Here is a 17,212-nt window from a genome sequence, read left to right as displayed (position 1 = left end):
GGAGCCCCCCATTCTATCACACACCCTGCGCGCGCCAAACCCCGCGCCCGCCAGCCTGCGCGCGCCGCGCGGGGGGGGCCCCCCCCCCGCCGCCCCCCCCCCGCCCTTCGTCATGCCCGGCCGGCCGGCGTCCGCTCGTCGCCCGTACGCGGACGACCGACCGTGCCGCGCGCGTTCGCCCGCAACCGCTGCCGTACGCCCCGCACAAGGCGCCCCGCCGTGTAGTCGGCGCCGAACACGAACCGCATCGACGGGCCGTACGACGGAGCCGTCAGCAGTCCCGCGAGGAACAGACCGGGCCGCGAGGACTCGAACAGCGCCCCCACCTCCGGCGCCCCGCCCGTGCCGACCGTACGCAGCGATCCGCGTAGCTCGGGCTCCAGCACCTCCGCCCGCGCCAGGCTCGGCGCGAACCCGGTCGCCGCGATGACATGGTCGGTCTCCAGGACGGTCGTCCCCTCCGGCCCGGCCACCTCCAGCCGCAGCCGGTCGTCCCCGGTGGGGGCCGCCGACACGATGTGCCGCCCGAGGCGTACGTCGCCCACCGCGGCGAACCTTTCGCGCAGCCACCACGCGCCCGCCGGGCCGAGCGCCGAGTCGAAGATGCGCTCGCGGGTGGGGGCCGGCAGCCGCCGGAAGAGCCCGGGAGTCTCCGCGTACAGCCGGTTGTGCCAGCCGCAGCCCAGGCCCGTGTGCGGGGCGCGCAGCGACTGCCACGGACCGCGGTCGAGGGCGGGCGGGAGGGTGTTCCAGTTCAGCCGGTCCGAGCGGGCGAGGATCCGGACGTCCGCCCCCTGTTCGGTGAGGATCACGGCCGTCTCCAGGGCGGCCTGGCCGGCGCCGACGACGGTGACGTCGCGACCGGCGAAGCCGTCCAGCTCCCCGTGGTGGCTGCTGTGGGTGACGTACCGGCGCGGAAGTCCGCGCAGGGGCCCGGGGATCTCCATGAACGGCAGGACACCGACGGCCAGCGCCACGGTCCGCGTACGGAGGGTCTCGCCGTCCTCCGTGACCACCTCGAACCCCTCGGCGCGCGGTGCGACGGAGGCGATCAGGCGCTCGTCGAGCGCGGGGACGGCCTGTCGGGCGAACCAGTCGCCGTACGCGGCGAAGAAGCCGACCGGCAGGGGGACTCCGTGCTCGGCGCGGACGCCCCGGGTGATCGCGTAGGCGTCGAGCCCGTACGCGCCGGCCGGGTCGGAGAGATGGGAGGCCCAGGGCTCGGACTTCAGGAACATGCCCGAGGGCATGGCATGCCAGGACTCCATCGGGCGGCCGAAGGTCCGCAGGTTCAGCCCGTGGGCGGCCGCATGGGCGGCCACGGACAGTCCATAGGGTCCGGCTCCGACAATGACCAGGTCGTACATCGTGCCTTCCGTCCTCAACGTCGGTTCATCTGGCTGGAGGGGGTACGGGCCGCCGGTGGCGACACGACGGTCGCACCGCGTGGGCGGCCGGACCGGAGGAGTCGACGGAACGTCACCAGGCCCTTGCGCAGGACGTGCAGGAGCCAGGCGCGGGCCATCGAGAGCGTGGGGGCCGGATCGTCGGCGGCGAACCAGGCCGTCTCCGTGCCCGCGTGCGGGGCGTCGGGCTCCGTGGCGTACCGGCGGCGGGGCGAGGCGAGCACGGACAGCGCCGCGTAGTTCTCGACCACGAAGCGGCGTCCGTACGCGGGGGTGTGCGCCGGGACCGGACGCCCGGTCAGGTCCAGGTGCATCGCGCGGACGACATCGAGGCCGTCCCCGTCGGCGAAGAGCCGGAACTGGGCGCCGGGGCGGGGGTTGAAGTCGAGCAGGTGGTACGCGCCGGTGGAGCGGTCGAGCCGGAAGTCCAGGTCGAACACGCCCCGGTAGCCGAGCGCGGCCAGCAGGTCGCCGGTCATCCGCTCGACCATCGGGTTCGCCGCCCAGCGGCCGACGGCCGTGAGCCCGGCCCCGTCCGGCCACGACCGCTCCTTGAGCCCGGTGGCCCGGGCCGCGCAGCCGCCGTCGGAGTCCGCGTACCCGTGGCAGAACCAGTCCAGATCCCGACCGGGAGGCAGGAGCCGCTGGAGCAGCAGCCTGCTGCCCGCCTCCCCGGTGCGGGCGAACAGCGCGCGCACCTCGGCCAGTGAACGCGCGATCGAGGTGCTGCGCAGCCCCGTCCCGGGCGGAAGCAGCCAGGGGCGGCTCCACTTGGTCACGACCGGCAGTCCGAGCGACCAGGCCATGACGGCCGCCTCGTCGGCGCTCGTGGGGATTTCGGTACGGGGGTGGGGGAGGGACAGGGCGCGACAGGTCTCGGCGAGTTCGGCCTTGTCGGCGACGCGGACGAGCTGCTCCGAGGACTGGTCGGGCAGGAGGTACCGGTCCGTCAGTTCGGTGCGGTGCGCGGCCAGTGCCAGGGCGCTGATGTCGTCCAGCGGAACGAGGAGCGCGGGCGCCCGCACCTCCTCGGCGAGCCGCAGGAGCCGCCGGGCGAGGGCGTCGGCCTCGTCGTCGGGCGAGGTGGTGTCCGGGCGGAGGTGGACACCGTGGACGTACCGGGAGCGGGCGGCGGGGCTCGTGAGCGATTCGAGGACCGCGTGGACCGGGATTCCCGCTCTTCCCAGGGAGCGCGCGGCGCCGAGCGTGCCGTGATGAAAAGGGTTCCGATCGAGCCGCACGAGGACTGCGGGGACGCGGGTGTCAAAGCTCGGCACGCCATTCCTTCATCTCGAGTGCCCCAACTGGGCGATGAAATACACCAATGGACTACTGATCAGATCGCTGCTGCGTTCACGGTCGGCTCATTAGGAATACTTTCGGAGTATCCGACTGACGGACCATCAAGCGGCGCGAATCGTGAAGGAGTGGCCATGGCCCACCGAAAGCGGAAGACTTCGAGTGTGTGGCTGGGGGTGTTCACCGCAGGTCTCCTTGCCTCAGGTTCAGTCGTGCTGTCCTCTCCAGCTCACGCCGCCGAATCCGTAACGACACGGGACCCCGAACCGACTCTGTCCACGGCAATGGGCGCGTTTCTCGCATCCGGACCCGTCGGCGTCGGCCGGATCGGCCAGTTGGAGCGATGGCTCGGCGGGCGGGAGCTCCGCGTCGGCCACACCTACCTCCCGGGGGATCGCTGGTCGAACATCGAAGGCGCTCCGGGCTTCCTGAACGCCTGGGCGGACTGGCGCAACGAGCAGACCGACCGGCTGTTCGTGCTGAACGTGCCGATGCTGGAGCGGAACGAGGCCGGCGTCTCCGACCGCGAGGTCCGCCGCCAGCTCCAGCTCGGAGCGGCGGGGTACTACGACCACCACTTCCGGACCCTGGCGAAGCGCCTGGTCGACCTGAACGCGGCCGACACCGTCATCGTCCTCGGCTGGGAGATGAACGGCACCACGTACACGCACCGGTGCGCACCCGATCCCAAGTCGTGGAAGAAGTACTGGAATCGGATCGTCACCGCCATGCGATCCGTTCCGGGACAGGAGTTCCGCTTCGACTTCAACCCGAGCCGGGGGCGGGACGCCATTCCGTGGACGGAATGCTATCCGGGTGACAGCGTCGTCGACATCATCGGCATGGACTCGTACGACCAGCCGCCGGGTGCCAGTTTCGACCAGCACATCAGCGAACCGTACGGGCTGCAGAAGCAGGTGGATTTCGCCGCCGAGCACGGCAAGGAGATCTCCTATCCGGAATGGGGGCTCTTCCGGAACGGCGACAACGTCACGTACATGCGGCGGATGCTCGAATGGATGAACAAGCACAAGCCGCTGTATCACACGATCACCGACTACTGCCCGCACGGCGTCTGGCAGTGCGACGACAATCCGAAGTCGGCGAAGGTGTTCCGGCAGATGCTGTACGGCGTGGTGCCGGAGGTGCCGGAGGTACCGATCGAGCCCGAGCTCCCGACGGAGCCCGAGGTGCCGGTCGAACCGGAGATCCCGGTCGAGCCCGAGGTGCCGGTGGAGCCTGAGATTCCGGTCGAGCCTGGGGTGCCGGTGGAGCCTGAGGTGCCGGAGCTGCCCACCGAGCCCGAGGTTCCGACGCTGCCGGTGCCGAAGCCGGAGGTTCCGACGAAGCCGGTGCCGAAGCCGGAAGTCCCGACCTTGCCGGTGCCGAAGCCGGAGGTTCCGACGCTGCCGGTGCCGAAGCCGGAGGTTCCGACGAAACCGGTGCCGAAGCCCGAGGTTCCGACCTTGCCGGTGCCGAAGCCGGAGGTTCCGACGCTGCCCGAGCCGAAGCCCGAGGTTCCGACCCTGCCGGAACCGAAGCCGGAAGTCCCGACCTTGCCGGTGCCGAAGCCGGAGGTTCCGACGAAGCCGGTGCCGAAGCCGGAGGTTCCGACGAAGCCGGTGCCGAAGCCGGAGGTTCCGACCTTGCCGGTGCCGAAGCCGGAGGTTCCGACGCTGCCCGAGCCGAAGCCGGAGGTTCCGACCTTGCCGGTGCCGAAGCCGGAGGTTCCGACCCTGCCGGTGCCCAAGCCGGAGGTTCCGACCCTGCCGGTGCCCAAGCCGGAGGTCCCGACCCTGCCCGAGCCGAAGCCCGAGGTTCCGACGAAGCCGGTGCCGAAGCCCGAGGTTCCGACGAAGCCGGTGCCGAAGCCGGAAGTCCCGACCAAGCCGGTGCCGAAGCCCGAGCTTCCCAAGCCCGCGCCGAACTGTTGGACCGTGAACCTCGGTTCGTGGGTGGAGAGCTGGATCGGCGGCCCGGTCTGCGTGCCCAAGGTCGACTGGAAGCAAAGCCTGATGGACGACGACGCCGACACCAACGACAGCTGGGAGGACATCCTCGACAGCGACTCCTGGCCCTTCTGATCACCGAAGGACCCGGCCGGACCCCGCGGCGGCGGAGGAACTCATCCTCCTCCGCCGTTCGCCCGTCCCGGCAGCCGTCCGAGCGCCCGCCCCACCCAGGCCCGCTCCCGCGCCTGCCGGGCCGCCCAGCGCCGTCCGTCCGCCGCACCCGCCCACAGCCACAGCACCGGGGCCGCACCCCGCCCCGCCAGCATCAGCCGCTGGTTGGGAACGGTCTCCGGACGCCAGTGCTGCTTGTACGGTTCGGTGCCGCGCAACATGCTCAGCGTCGCCCGCCCGCTCGCACTCGTCTCCCGCGCCCCGTGGCGCAGCAGCATCGTCGCCACGTCGATCTTCCGCGCGCGCAGCACCGGATCGGCGCCGTACAGATAGCCGCCCGCGAGCCGCGGCGACATCAGCGTCAGATCGGCCGCCACGACGTCGCCCGCGAGCCGGAACTCGGTCACCCGGGCGTCCCCGCGCTCGACCATCGGCCGCACCGCCCGCGCCAGATGCTGCGCGAACCGGTCGCTGGTGTGCTCGACGGTCACGCCCCGCCCCTGCCACTGGAGCTGATGAAGTCTCAGCAGCCGGTCGAGGGCGGCGGGCACCTCCTCGCCGGGCACGACGCGCTCGTCGATGCCGAGCGCGTCCAGCTTGCGCAGCTTGGCGCGCACGCGCTGGGCCTTGTTCGACGGAATCCGTTCGAGCAGGGCGTCCATCGGCACCGCGGGCAGCTCCAGGCAGAGCGAGTCGGCCAGCCGCCGGCGCGGGCCCCGCCAGCGGGCGAAGACCCGCTCGGCGGCCGCCCCGGGGCGTACCTCGCGCAGGTCGACCACCGCGCCGCGTGCCGCCCGGGCCAGTGCCACGGCCAACGCGGGCGCCGCCTCGGGGCACGCGTCGTCCAGCAGGACGTCGGTGAAGTCCGTGATCGAGCCGCCGAGCGGGGTGAGGACCGGGAGCGGGCCGTGGGCCCGCATCAGTGGTGCCGCCGCGACCAGTTCGCCGTCCTGCCGCCGTACGAGGACCACGCGCAGCGCCCCCGGCCGGCCGTACGACACCCACCAGGAGTGCAGCCAGGAGTGGGACTGGAACGGGGTGGCCGTGGAACAGCGGGCGTACAGCGACGCCCAGCGCTCGCCGAGCCGGCCGAACTCCTCGCCGTCCCGGCAGATATGCGTGCTCAGCCCGCTCAGGTTCACACCGCCTCCGGTTCCGGCTGGTGCTGGGCGCCCGCCGGGCCGGGAACGGCGGCGGACGAGGTCTGCCGGGAGTTCCCTGCCTCGGCACGTACCTCCGAACGCGCCTCCGCCCCGCTCTCCGTACGTCCCGCGCGCTTGGGCCGCACCAGCAGCACCAGACCGCCCAGCAGACCGCCCGCGCAGCCGCCGACCAGCGCGGACAGCGGGGCGGAGGGCGAGACCGGGGCCACCGGCCGGGTCGCCCGGGAGAACTGGACGACCTTCACGCCCGTGCTCCCGGCGACGTGCGAGCTGTTGAGGACCAGCGCGCGGGCGACACCGTCCGCCATCGAGACGGCCCGGCCCGGCTTCGCCGCCCGCGCCGTGATGGAGATCATCGGCGCGTCCGGCGAGGTCGCCGCCTGCACGCTCGACCGCAGGGTCTGGGCGGAGACCCCGGCCCACACCTGTGCGTCGCCGGTCACCGCGATGTCGGTGGCGACCCGCCCGTACGCCTGGGCGAAGCCGAGCGCGGCCGCCGGGTCGGACTTCTCGCCGGGGACCACGATGACGTAGCTCGTCGCCGCGTACTCGGGTGCCTTCAGCGCCCCGTACCCGCCGCCGAGCGTGGCGCCGATCAGCACGGAGGCGGGCAGCACCCACGATCGGCGGGGGGTGCGCAGCGCCTTCATGAGGGGCGACCGTGGTCGGGAGAGCGGGCTGGGACTCAGGGGGCTCATGGAACTGGGGCTGGAGCTTGAGCTGGGGCTCATGGGTGTCTCACTTCGTGAGGAGAGGGGTGCCGTGGACGGCCTGTTCGTAGAGGGACATCAACTGCTGGGCGCTGTGCGCGATGTCGTAGCGGCGCGCGGCCTCGGGCTGCGGCAGCCGGGCGAGGCGGGCGTCCCGGATGCCGCGCAACGCCGAGACCAGTTCGGGTACGGACGGGCCGATCCGTCGCGCCCCCGGAGCCGCGTCCGGCGGCAGGTCGTCGATCGCCGGGCAGGCCACGTAGAGCACCGGAAGGCCGGCTGCGAGCGCCTCGACGACCGCGAGCCCGAAGGACTCGTCGGGGGAGGTGGAGACGAAGGCGTCCATCGCCGCGAGGAGCGAGGGCAGGCCGGGACCGGCGGACGTCACGGACGGCGGGTCCTCGCAGGCGCCCGCGAGGAGGACCCGGTCGCCCGCCCCGCACTCCCGCGCCACGGCGAGCAGCCGCTCGCGCTCCTCGCCCTCCCCGACCAGCAGCAGCCGCGCCTCCGGCACGGCCGCGACCGCACGGACGAGCCGGTCGAAGCGCTTCCCCGGCGCGAGCCGCCCCACTCCGCCGACGACGAAGGCGTCCTGCGGCAGCCCGAGCACCTTCCTCGTCATCCGCCGCACGTCCTCGTCATGGCCGAACCGGTCCCGCTCGATGCCGTTCGGGACGACATGGATACGGGAGGGGGCCACGCCCCACTTCTCCAGCCGACGGGCGACGCTGGGCGAGACCGCGACCGTGGAGGTGCCGAGCCGCTCGGTGGCCCGGTAGAGGGCCCGGGTGCCGGCGGAGAGCGGCCTGCCCTCGATCTGGGTGTCGCCGAGGGAGTGTTCGGTGGCGAGGACCGCGCGGACCCCGGCGAGCCGGGCGGCGATCCTGCCGTACACACAGGCCCGGTACAGGTGGGTGTGGACGAGGTCGTAGCGGCCCCGGCGGACGATCCCCGCGAGCCGGGGCAGCGCGCCGAGGTCCCGGTTGCCGGTCATGCCGAGATGGACGACCGGCACGCCGTCGGCCACGATGCCGTTCGCGACGGTGCCCGGGTTGGTGAGCGTGACGACCTCGCTCCGTACCGGCAGATGGCGCAGCAGCAGCCGGAGTTGCTGCTCGGCGCCGCCGATCCCGAGACCGGTGATGATGTGCAGGACCTTCATGAGACCTCCGCCCCGGCCGGCAGGACCGGTGCGGGGACCGGGGCCGTGGGCCGGCGGCGCAGCGGGTGCAGGACGCGCTTGGCGGTGAGCCGCCAGGAGGTGTCCTGCTCGCCGACGTGGATCCGGGGCAGCGCGTGGGCACAGGTCAGCGGGCCGGGGGAGATGGCGCAGCCGTAGCGGTAGCCCGCGTCGCGCACCGCCTGGACCGAACGGGCGTCGACGTCCCCGTACGGGTAGCAGAAGCCGTCCACCGTCGTGCCGGTGATGTCCTCCAGGAGGTCGCGGCTGCGCCGGGTCTCCTCGGCGAGGGCCTCGTCGTCGAGGGCGGGGAGGGAGACGTGCCGCAGCCCGTGCGAACCGATCTCCATGCCGGCCTCGGCCACGCGCAGGACCCCGTCCTCCGTCAGCAGCGGCTTGCGCGGGCCGTCGGCGTCCCAGGCGTTCTCGCCGCCGAGGCGGCCGGCCAGGACGTAGACGGTGGCGGTGAAGTCGTGGCGGCGCAGCAGCGGGAGGGCCGATTCGAGGAAGTCGGCGTACCCGTCGTCGAAGGTGAGGCCGACGAGCCCCCTGCCCCGGCCTGCGGCGGTCGCGGCGAGCAGCTCGCGCACGGACACGCCGCGCAGCCCCCGGTCGTTCAGCCAGTGCAGCTGCCGCGCGAAGCGGACGGGAGAGACCGTCACCCGGTACGGATCATCCGTGGTGTCGGCGATCGAGTGGTACATCACCACCCATGGGGGCGGCTTCGGCAGCAGTCGACGAATCGCGGCGCGGGGCGCCGTGGCAGCGGGCATGGGCGAGCCTTCGTGATGCGGTGCGGGTGAGGGGTGGGATGTCCGGCGCGTTGGCGGCGCAGGCGACGAAGAGCAGGAAGACCGAGACGGCGATGAGGGCGGCGACGGTGAGGGAGAGGAGCGGGGGCCCGATCCACAGGGAGCAGAGCCAGCCGGCCGCGGTGGCCCAGGCGGCTGCGGTGGCCAGTCGCAGCAGCCCTTCCCCGAGGTAGCGGATACGGACCGGGATGGCCTGGCGGCGGGCGCCGAGCAGCAGCATCACCGCGGTCAGCGTGATGCCGAGGGCGTTGGCGGCGGCGATCCCGACGGCGCCCCACAGCGCGGCGCCGGGCACGCCGGCCGCGGCGGTGAGGACGAGACCGGCGGCCATGGCGGCGGCCGGGTACCAGAGCGGGTGGGCGGCGGAGAAGTAGCAGCGGACCAGGGTGCCGACCGTCGTCTGGCCGAGCAGGCCGAGGGCGTAGACCCGCATCACGGCGGCGGTCGCGGCGGTGTCGTCGGAGTCGAAGGCACCGCGCTGGAAGAGGAGTTCGACGATCTGCGGGGCGGCGGCGATCACGACCGACGTGCCGATGAGGACGACGACGGCGGCGAGGAACAGGTCCCGCTCGACGCGGCGGCGGGCGCCGTCCTCGTCGCCCGCCGCCATGGCGCGGGCGACGACCGGGAAGCTGACCGTGCACAGCATCAGGGAGAGGATCATCGGCATCTGCGCGACCTTCTGCGCGTAGTTCAGATGCGAGATGGCGCCCGCGGGCAGCGGCGAGGCGAGGAAGCGCTCGATGAGGATCTGGGACTGGCGGGAGACGGCGAAGGCGATGACGGGGGCGATGAGCCCGAGCACGAGGAGCCGGCCGCCGTCACCGGCCGGTGCCTCCCCCTTCGGTACGGGCCTTCCGCGCAGCTCCCGGATCAGATACGGCGCCTGGACCGCCACCATCAGCGCGCCCCCGACGGCGACCCCGGCGGCGGCCGCCCGCACGCCGAAGGGCTCGCGCAGCACCAGGATCGTGCCGATGATGCCGACGTTGTACGCGACGTAGATCGCGGCGGGCGGAAGGAAGGAGCCGTGCGCGCGCAGGGCGGCGGAGCAGTAGCCCGCGAGCGCGAACGTCAGCACACAGGTCGCGGTCAGCCGCGTGCAGTCGACGGCGAGCCGAGGGTCGGGGAGACCGGGCGCCAGCGCGCCGACGAGGGCCGGCGCGGCGAGGACCAGGAGTCCGGCGAGGGCGCTCATGGCGAGTGCCAGCCGGGGCAGCGTGGAGCGTACGAGGGAACGGACGGGGTCGCCGAAGAGGCTGCCGCCGCGCCGCGCCAGCGCGCGGCTGAACGCGGGCACCAGGATCAGCGCCATCGCGTCCTCGATGAGCAGCGTCGAGGCGAACTCGGGCACGGTCCAGGCGACCAGGAACGCGTCGGTCTCGGCGCCCGCGCCGAAGAAGTGCGCCAGGATCTGGTCCCGCACGAGCCCGAGCACCGCCCCCGCGGCCGTGAGCCCGGCGGTCACGGCGGCGGCCCGCGCGAGGAACCTGCCGGAGGCGGAACGCTCTTGCCCGGCCCGCCGCGCATGCGCGCCACGCTGCGGCGTGGAGAACCGCTCCCCGGCGCCGGTGGGCCGCAGCCGCCGCGTCCGTTCCGCGTGGTGTCCCGCGTGGGCCGAACCCGCGGTCGAGGGCGTGTCGGCCGGGCCGTACGGTGTTCCGCCGGCCGTCGCCGCTCCGGCCCGGGCCCCGATCGGGACGCCGTCCGCCGCCCGGCCGACCGTGGCCGGTGCCCCGCTGTGCGGGCGCCACCCCGTCGCGGCGGGGTGCGTCCCTGCCGCCGGGGCCGCCCCGGGCCAGGCTCCGGCCCGCGTCCCCGCCGCCGGGGCGGGGGCGGCCGTGCCGGCCCAGCGCCAGCCGCCGGCGGGCGTCGGGGCCGTCGAGTGGTCGGTCAAGGACCACGGGTCCGCGTGCGGCCACACCCATCCCCCGGGATCCTCCGCCCCCGACCCCCGGTCGGGGCTCTCCGGATGCCGCACGCGGTCCGTGGACTCCGGCTCCCCGCCCCAGGGGTCACGCACGCTTCACCGCCGACAGCGACCACCACGCCGCGAGGCCGAACACGACCGACATCAGGACCGTGGAGGGCCCGCCGATGTCCGCGTAGAAGAAGTCGATGAGCTGCCACGACAGCAGGCCGATCGCGATCAGCGCGCAGTCCGCACCCCACGCCCGCCGCCGCAACGCCCCCACCAGCAGCGCCGTCCAGCTGCCCGCGAGGGCGAGGAGGCCCACCAGACCCTGCTCGCTGATCACCAGCAGATACATGTTGTGCGGGGACAGCAGCGGCTGACGCCGGAACAGCGCCCCCGCGCCCGCCGTGTCGCTGCCCGACGACAGCGCGAGCGAGGCGTTGGAGTCGCGGTACGCCGGGAAACCCTTCAGGCCCACGCCGGTCAGCGGGTCCGAGCGCCACATCCGCCCCGCCGCCGCCCACATCGTGTACCGGTCCGTCACCGACTGGTCCGGCGCGCCCGCCACCTGAGTGATGCTGGTGACCCGCTCCTTCACCATCGCCGACCCGACACCGAGGCCACCCACCAGGACCACCGCGAGCGCGCCCGTCACCAGCGCCACCCGCCCCGCCCGCCGCAGCCCCGACAGCACCAGCTGGATCGCGATCGCCAGGACCGTCGCGATCCACGCGCCCCGGCTGAAGGAGAGCACCAGCGGCAGGAACAGCAGACCCGCGCAGACCAGTGCGGCCGTACGGACCCGCCCCCGCCCGCTGCCCAGCGCGATCCCGGTGACGATGACGAGGCCGTACGAGACGACCGTCGCCATCCCCATCACATCCGTCGGCCCGAAGGTCCCCACCGCACGGATGTCCTCGCCCATGTACGACGCGCCCGTGCCGGTCAGGTACTGCGTGACCCCGACGGCACCCTGGAGCAGCGCCAGACCGACCAGCGCCCACGCGACGAGCGCGAAGTCCCGCCGGTCGCGGATCATCAGCAGCACGGCCGCCGGGACGAGCACGAAGACCTGGAGGTAGCGCGCCACCCCCGGCAGGCTCGCCGCCGGGTCGCTCGACGTGATCGCCGCCAGACAGATCCCGAGGACCGGCAGCCCGATCACGACCGCCGCACCCCGGGTCAACGGCCGGGCGCCGCTGCGCAGCACCCGCACCAGACAGATCAGCACGAGCAGGCCCGAGGCCGCGTCCGCGAGACCTCCCGTCCCCCCGGTGCCGCCCTCCGAGCCGCCGGCCGCCGGCACGAGCAGCAGCGCGATCACCGCCAGGACGGGGGAGAGGGACCAGGCCCTGCGGGCCCAGTCCCGTACCTCCCACCGCTCCACCGCCGTCGCCATCGGCACCGTCACGGCCGTCGCCATCATCAGCTCCCCGCCGGTCGGACCAGCCCGGCCGCGGTCCGCAGCAGAATGCGGACGTCCTGCCAGAGCGACCAGTGATCGATGTAGTGGTTGTCGAAGCGGCAGCGGTCCTCGATCGAGGTGTCGCCCCGCAGCCCGTGCACCTGCGCCAGGCCGGTCAGCCCGACCGGCATCCGGTGCCGGTCCGCGTAACCGGCGTGGATCCGGCTGAACTGCGCGACGAAGTAAGGCCGTTCGGGCCGGGGCCCGACCAGGCTCATGTCCCCGCGCAGTACGTTCCACAGCTGCGGCAGCTCGTCCAACGAGCTGCGCCGCAGGAAGTTGCCGGCCGCGCTCATCCGCCGGTCGTCGGCGACGCTCCACCGGGTCGCCGACTCGGTCTCGTCGGCCGGGCGCAGCGTACGGAACTTCAGCAGCGTGAACAGCCGCCCGTGCTGCCCCACCCGCTCCTGGCGGAAGAGCACCCCGGGCCCGTCGGACAGCCGGACCGCCAGCGCGCACAGCAGCAGCACGGGCAGGGCCAGGGCCAGCGCGGGGCCCGCCAGGACGATGTCGAGCGCGCGCTTCACGGTCAGCCCGCGGCGCTCGCCGGGTGGGACGATCCGGCGGCAGCCGTACCCCCACAGATGGTCGCCCATCGGCCCGTCCTGGAGCTCGCCCCCCACCCGCCAGGTGGTGCAGCCGTAGTGCTGGAAGAGCGTCACCAGACCGCTGTCGTCGGTCAGGAAGACGGCGTCGCGCACCGTGTTCTGGATGACCGCCCGGTGGATCTCCTCCGGCGAGGACAGGACCGGGAGACCGGGCTCCCCGTCCGGCCGCGAACCGACGATCCCGACCGGCCGGATGCCGTACTCCGGGTGCTGCGCCACCGCCGCCGCGAACCGGCGCGCGGCGGCGGGCGCGCCGACGACCAGCGCCGACCGCGGATGCGTCCGGGCCGTACGGCGCCTGCGCGCATGCACGGCCCCGCGAACCGCGCACACGGCGACGAGATGCGTGGCGACCGCGGTGCAGAGCGCGCCCGGGCCGATCGCCAGAGCGGGCGTGAACGCGGCGACGACGGCCGCCGCGACACACCAGGCGACCGCCGCGCGGGCGGCGAGCGCGGGCAGTTCGTCCAGTGCGGAGGTGAGGGCGCCGGGCCGGTGGAGCCCCGCGAATCCGTTGAGCACGAGGACTCCGCCGGCGACCAGCAGGAGCAGCCGGAGTTCGCGGTGCGGCTCGGGCAGCAGCGCGGCGGCGAGCAGCACGGCCAGAGAGTCGGCCGCGATCAGCGGTACGGCTGCCGTACGCATCGTCGCGGGCCGGCGTGGCGGCAGCGCGAGCCGGTCCGACGTGCCGCGCTGCGGTCCGAGGGAGGCGAGTCCCGGCGCATGGCCCTGGCTCGTCGAGGAGGGGACGCTGGTGCTTTCCGTAGTCACGACGAAATCGGCTCTCTGTGCTCGGTGCACCGCACTACGGCCAGCTCGCGGTACACGTCCGCGACGGCCGCGCCGGTGCGCCGCACATCGAATCTGCTGAGTACGTGCTCGTGGGCCTGGCGGCCCAGGGACCGCCGCAACTCCGGCCCGCCGAGAAGGCGGCCGACGGCGGCGGCGAGCGCGGCCGGGTCCTCGGGCGGGACCAGGCACAGGGGTTCGTGGCCGGGCGGCAGGCTCTCGCGCGCCCCGTCCACATCGCTGACCACGACCGGCCGGCCGCTCGCCATGGCCTCCAGGGGCGCCAGCGCCATGCCCTCCCAACGGGACGGCAGCACGACCAGATCGGCCGCCCGGTACCAGGGCGCGGTGTCGTCGACGGCCCCGGCGAACCGCACCGAATCCGGCGCCGAGGCCCGCAGCCGCTCGCCGTCCGGTCCGTCACCGACCAGGACGAGCCGGGCCGTCGGGACCTCGGCGAGGACGGCCGGCCAGGCGGCGAGCAGCACGTCCTGCCCCTTCTGCCGGCAGAGCCGCCCCACACACACGACGAGGGGTCCGCCGGTGGAAGCGTCGGCGATGCCGTCCGACGCGTCGGCGGCGAACCTCGTCACGTCCACGCCGTTGTGGATGACCGACCAGGCGGCCCGGACGCCCGCCCCCTCGCCGGTGCGCCGTTCCGCGTCACTGACGCAGATGATCCGCCGCGTCCAGCGTGCCGCGAGGCGCTCCCAGCGCAGGGCCAGCGCGGCGACCGGTCCTTCGACCGCCTCGAAGGACCAGGCGTGGGGCTGATACACCGTCGGGATCCGTCCGCGCAGGGCCAGTCGGGCGCACAGCCCCGCCTTGGCGCTGTGCGCATGGACGAGCGCGGGGCCGACCGTACGGATCAGCCGGGCGAGGTCGCGGGTCTCCCGGACCAGACGCGGGCCGGGATCGCGACCCGCCCGCCATGCGTACAGCCCCGCGCCCTCGGCCCGGACAGCCGCGGCGAGCGGGGTACCGGGCGGGCAGGCGACGGCGACCCGCCACCCGGCGGCGAGCTGGGCGCGGACCAGGTCGGTGACGACCCGGGCGACACCGCCGTCACCGGGCTGGACCGCATGGAGCACGCTGAAGGAAGAGGAGTCGGACTCCTGTGGCGACAGCACGTCAGTGTCCGACGTCCGCCTGGAGGAAGAGCGCTCCGAGCCAGACGGTGTCCTGCCGCGAGTCGAAGCGGACGTGGAGACGTTCGGCCCCATGGCGCAGCGCACCCTCCAGATCGAAGACGTCGGAGTCGTACCCCAGGGTGTTCCGATGATCGGGAAGTCGTTCGATCCGACCGGCTCCGGAATCGGTGATGCTGGAGTTCATCACGTCGCCCGCGGAATTGGCGTAATCGGAGAGCAGAAACGTCTTCGACCGGCCCGTTTCCACCGCGAGGTAATCCCCGGAAGTACCCCGGTCGCCGTCATAGGCGACCATGCCGAGTTGTCCGCCCGAACCCCTCGGAATAGCGCTGTCGGAGAGCGCGACGCGCACGGGTCCGGTATGCGGCCCGAGGGTTTCGAAGCCGTCCCAGACCGCCAGCCTGCGCAGCGGCTCCTCCTTGTTCTCGTAAGCGACGACCAGCGTCCAGCCACCCCAGCCGCCGACCGCGGACCTGCCCATCGCCACATTGACCTGGGCCACGGTCCACAGCCCGGAGTCGGCGGAGCGGACGAGGTCGGTGACGTCCGCGGACGCCTGGAAGGCGTCGGCGCCGTCGGCCGTGCGGTGCCCGATGGTGGTGTCCGCCAGGACCGGCTTGTACGAGCCCCCCGGTTCGGCGATCAGGACCCGGCCGTTGTCCTTGTGCGGCTTCTGCTCGCCGACCCGCAGGTTCCCGCCCCAGTAGAGACGGGCGTAGCTGACCCGGGAACCCTCGGGGATCCGGAGCTCGGCACGGCTGGAGTTGTAGGTGTTGGGATCGGTGTCGACGTCGACGTATCCGATGGCGTAGCCGTCGTTGCGCACTCCGGAGCCCTTGGCGCCCTTGGCCGCCGTGGCCGATGTGTTGGCGGCGCGGACGATCCCGCCGTGCTGCACCGCCTGGTAGCGCTGAGCGAAGGGGACGCGGGGGGCTTCTTTGGGTGGGGGCGCGGCGGCGGCGGCCGGCAGCGCGGCGGACAGGGCCGCACACGACAGGGCGCACAACAGACCGCGGCGCACAGCAAGAATCGCTGAATTCCGCATACAGGTTCTCCGCTTTGATGAGAGAGAGAAGGGAAGACCCGTGAGGACCGGGGGAGAGGGAGGTGTCGGCCGTACGAAATGAGTGAACGCGCGGCCGGACCGAAAGCAACGTTCGGGAACGTTATAACCCCGGCGCCGGGCGATAGTACGCATTAGATGCTCGGAAACGCTAACTCCCGTATCCGTGGGGCAGGTTCCTCGTTGTGCGTGTTGCGCCATTCCCGGCCCACTCGCTCGAATGGCCCTCCTATGGCCCAAAGATCGGTTGAACGTCACTCGTTCGGGAGAGCAACCGATGAATGGCAGGCGCGTTGTTGAAGGAGTCGGACGAAACCGTCCGCGCCGACCCTCTGGTCTGAGTGGTCTGAACACAATCGAGGAGCGCTTCTCCATGTCCCGTATCGCGAAGGCTGTAGTCCTGTCCGTGGGTGTCGCCGCGTCCGTCGCGGGTGCCACCGGCGTTGCCGCCGCCGACTCGCTCGCCGAGGGTGCGGCCGTGAAGTCCCCGGGTGTCCTGTCCGGCAACGTCGTCCAGGTCCCGGTCCACGTGCCGGTCAACGTCTGCGGCAACACCGTCAGCATCATCGGCGCCCTGAACCCGACCTTCGGCAACAGCTGCGCCAACCTCTGATCTCGCACGCCGGATCGTGGCCCTTCCAAGGTCGGCGCGCCGCCCCGTCCGGGGTGCGGCGCGCCGGCCTTCCGCTCGTTCGGACGCACCCTCGTGCGCCGCCCGGTGCAACGGCGTACGCCCCCCGGAGGAGCAGGTCAGAGAGGCGGATTCACTCGAACGGAGGTGTGGCGCTCCGTAGTTCTCCCGTTGCGGAGCGCTATCCACGCAGGCACGGTGGCCGAGAAGTTGTCCGACGCATAAGGAAAAGGAACACATATGCGTCCCCTGGGAACGAGCCGCCTCACTGCCCTGGCGATATCAGCCGCCATCACCCTCGGTACGGCGGGACCCGCCGTCGCCGACATACATCACCCGTCCTCCCCGGCCACCGTCGCGGCGAAGGCCCCGCTCCCCGACACCGGCTCCAAGGTCGCCGCGCCCGCCGATGTCGTCGACGACACCCTCGCCGCCGTGCAGGACGCGGTCACCGCGCTGCTCGCCTCGGTCACCGGCACCGTGACCGGGGTCGTACCGCAGGTCACCTCCCTGGTCGACCAGATCCTGGGCAGCGTTCTCGGCGGTCTGACCCTCCCCGACCTCGGGGATCCGCCGAGCCTGCCGGTCACTGTGCCGGGCCTGCCGGTCGACCTCCCCGTCGACCCGCCGGCCGTCGACCTCCCCGTCGACCCCCCGGCCCTCGCTCCCGCGGTGCCGGTGATCCCCGCAGTGCCGGTGGTCCCCGAGGTGCCTGAGGTACCCGAGGTGCCGGAACTGCCTGTGACGCTCCCCGTCACGGCGCTCGTCCGCTAGCGGCGGCGGCGTCGCGATCCACGCCGTGGGGGGCGGGGGGGGGCCCGCCGGGCGCGCCGGGGCGGGGGGGGCACGGGGGAAAAAAACCCCCCCCCCCCCGCGGGGGGGGGGGGGGGGAGGAGA

At 73.3% G+C, this 17,212-nt stretch carries 14 protein-coding genes; 3 read left to right on the top strand and 11 right to left on the bottom strand.

What is annotated here, in order from left to right:
* Positions 1–110: 110 nt before the first annotated feature.
* Entirely contained in the window at positions 111–1,367 is a 1,257-nt protein-coding gene (locus ACFVZW_RS11535; protein WP_384519824.1) for an NAD(P)-binding domain-containing protein, read from the bottom strand.
* A 14-nt stretch (positions 1,368–1,381) separates the two neighbouring features.
* Positions 1,382–2,683 (bottom strand): ATP-grasp domain-containing protein, encoded by a 1,302-nt coding sequence (locus ACFVZW_RS11530; protein WP_384519822.1) that lies wholly within the window; start codon positions 2,681–2,683, stop codon positions 1,382–1,384.
* Between the two features lie 306 nt (positions 2,684–2,989).
* Between ACFVZW_RS11530 and ACFVZW_RS11525 the strand changes: the two genes are divergently transcribed.
* Positions 2,990–4,789 (top strand): glycosyl hydrolase, encoded by a 1,800-nt coding sequence (locus ACFVZW_RS11525; RefSeq protein ID WP_384519820.1) that lies wholly within the window; start codon positions 2,990–2,992, stop codon positions 4,787–4,789.
* Positions 4,790–4,830: 41 nt separating this feature from the next.
* On the opposite strand, the gene ACFVZW_RS11520 is transcribed toward ACFVZW_RS11525, so the two are convergent.
* The 9 genes from ACFVZW_RS11520 to ACFVZW_RS11480 form a co-directional block, all read right to left on the bottom strand.
* On the bottom strand, positions 4,831–5,970 hold the full coding sequence (locus ACFVZW_RS11520; RefSeq protein WP_384519818.1) for a GNAT family N-acetyltransferase: 1,140 nt from the start codon (positions 5,968–5,970) through the stop codon (positions 4,831–4,833).
* The gene (locus ACFVZW_RS11515) at positions 5,967–6,641 is read right to left on the bottom strand and encodes a lipopolysaccharide biosynthesis protein (RefSeq protein WP_384519817.1); all 675 of its coding nucleotides are present in this window, start codon (positions 6,639–6,641) and stop codon (positions 5,967–5,969) included. Before ACFVZW_RS11515 ends, ACFVZW_RS11520 begins: the two co-directional genes overlap by 4 nt.
* Before the next feature lie 88 nt (positions 6,642–6,729).
* Positions 6,730–7,863 carry a glycosyltransferase gene (locus ACFVZW_RS11510; protein ID WP_384519813.1) on the bottom strand — a complete coding sequence of 378 codons (1,134 nt, stop codon included), beginning with the start codon at positions 7,861–7,863 and terminating at the stop codon, positions 6,730–6,732.
* Complete coding sequence (locus ACFVZW_RS11505) at positions 7,860–8,654, bottom strand: polysaccharide deacetylase family protein (protein ID WP_384519808.1); 795 nt, start codon at positions 8,652–8,654, stop codon at positions 7,860–7,862. The genes ACFVZW_RS11510 and ACFVZW_RS11505 overlap by 4 nt, the downstream gene beginning before the upstream one ends.
* Complete coding sequence (gene murJ, locus ACFVZW_RS11500; protein WP_384519837.1) at positions 8,554–10,275, bottom strand: murein biosynthesis integral membrane protein MurJ; 1,722 nt, start codon at positions 10,273–10,275, stop codon at positions 8,554–8,556. Before murJ ends, ACFVZW_RS11505 begins: the two co-directional genes overlap by 101 nt.
* A gap of 433 nt (positions 10,276–10,708) precedes the next feature.
* The gene (locus tag ACFVZW_RS11495) at positions 10,709–12,031 is read right to left on the bottom strand and encodes an O-antigen ligase family protein (protein ID WP_384519802.1); all 1,323 of its coding nucleotides are present in this window, start codon (positions 12,029–12,031) and stop codon (positions 10,709–10,711) included.
* Positions 12,032–12,033: 2 nt separating this feature from the next.
* A complete protein-coding gene (locus tag ACFVZW_RS11490) occupies positions 12,034–13,452 on the bottom strand; it encodes a sugar transferase (protein WP_384519797.1) in 1,419 nt (472 codons plus the stop codon).
* A complete protein-coding gene (locus ACFVZW_RS11485) occupies positions 13,449–14,600 on the bottom strand; it encodes a glycosyltransferase family 4 protein (protein ID WP_384519790.1) in 1,152 nt (383 codons plus the stop codon). The genes ACFVZW_RS11490 and ACFVZW_RS11485 overlap by 4 nt, the downstream gene beginning before the upstream one ends.
* A gap of 1 nt (position 14,601) precedes the next feature.
* Positions 14,602–15,666, bottom strand: coding sequence for a DUF3344 domain-containing protein (locus tag ACFVZW_RS11480; protein WP_384519781.1), 1,065 nt, complete (start codon positions 15,664–15,666; stop codon positions 14,602–14,604).
* 391 nt (positions 15,667–16,057) lie between these two features.
* On the opposite strand from ACFVZW_RS11480, the gene ACFVZW_RS11475 reads away from it, so the two are divergent.
* Positions 16,058–16,297, top strand: a complete 240-nt coding sequence (locus ACFVZW_RS11475) for a chaplin (protein WP_384519773.1) — start codon at positions 16,058–16,060, stop codon at positions 16,295–16,297.
* A gap of 258 nt (positions 16,298–16,555) precedes the next feature.
* Positions 16,556–17,089 (top strand): hypothetical protein, encoded by a 534-nt coding sequence (locus ACFVZW_RS11470; RefSeq protein ID WP_384519766.1) that lies wholly within the window; start codon positions 16,556–16,558, stop codon positions 17,087–17,089.
* Positions 17,090–17,212 lie beyond the last annotated feature (123 nt).

The sequence above is a fragment of the Streptomyces sp. NPDC059567 genome (genome assembly GCF_042735655.1).
Taxonomy (GTDB): domain Bacteria; phylum Actinomycetota; class Actinomycetes; order Streptomycetales; family Streptomycetaceae; genus Streptomyces.
Note: the sequence above shows the minus strand (reverse complement) of the source record. Positions and strands in the feature narration are given on the sequence as shown.

Excerpts from the sequence above, each read along its gene's own strand:
- ACFVZW_RS11515 (WP_384519817.1), bottom strand. The coding sequence starts at position 6,641 with ATGAAGGCGCTGCGCACCCCCCGCCGATCGTGGGTGCTGCCCGCCTCC.
- ACFVZW_RS11510 (WP_384519813.1), bottom strand. The coding sequence starts at position 7,863 with ATGAAGGTCCTGCACATCATCACCGGTCTCGGGATCGGCGGCGCCGAG.
- ACFVZW_RS11525 (WP_384519820.1), top strand. The coding sequence starts at position 2,990 with ATGGGCGCGTTTCTCGCATCCGGACCCGTCGGCGTCGGCCGGATCGGC.
- ACFVZW_RS11495 (WP_384519802.1), bottom strand. The coding sequence starts at position 12,031 with ATGGCGACGGCCGTGACGGTGCCGATGGCGACGGCGGTGGAGCGGTGG.
- ACFVZW_RS11480 (WP_384519781.1), bottom strand. The coding sequence starts at position 15,666 with ATGCGGAATTCAGCGATTCTTGCTGTGCGCCGCGGTCTGTTGTGCGCC.
- ACFVZW_RS11505 (WP_384519808.1), bottom strand. The coding sequence starts at position 8,654 with ATGCCCGCTGCCACGGCGCCCCGCGCCGCGATTCGTCGACTGCTGCCG.
- ACFVZW_RS11470 (WP_384519766.1), top strand. The coding sequence starts at position 16,556 with ATGCGTCCCCTGGGAACGAGCCGCCTCACTGCCCTGGCGATATCAGCC.
- ACFVZW_RS11535 (WP_384519824.1), bottom strand. The coding sequence starts at position 1,367 with ATGTACGACCTGGTCATTGTCGGAGCCGGACCCTATGGACTGTCCGTG.
- ACFVZW_RS11475 (WP_384519773.1), top strand. The coding sequence starts at position 16,058 with ATGTCCCGTATCGCGAAGGCTGTAGTCCTGTCCGTGGGTGTCGCCGCG.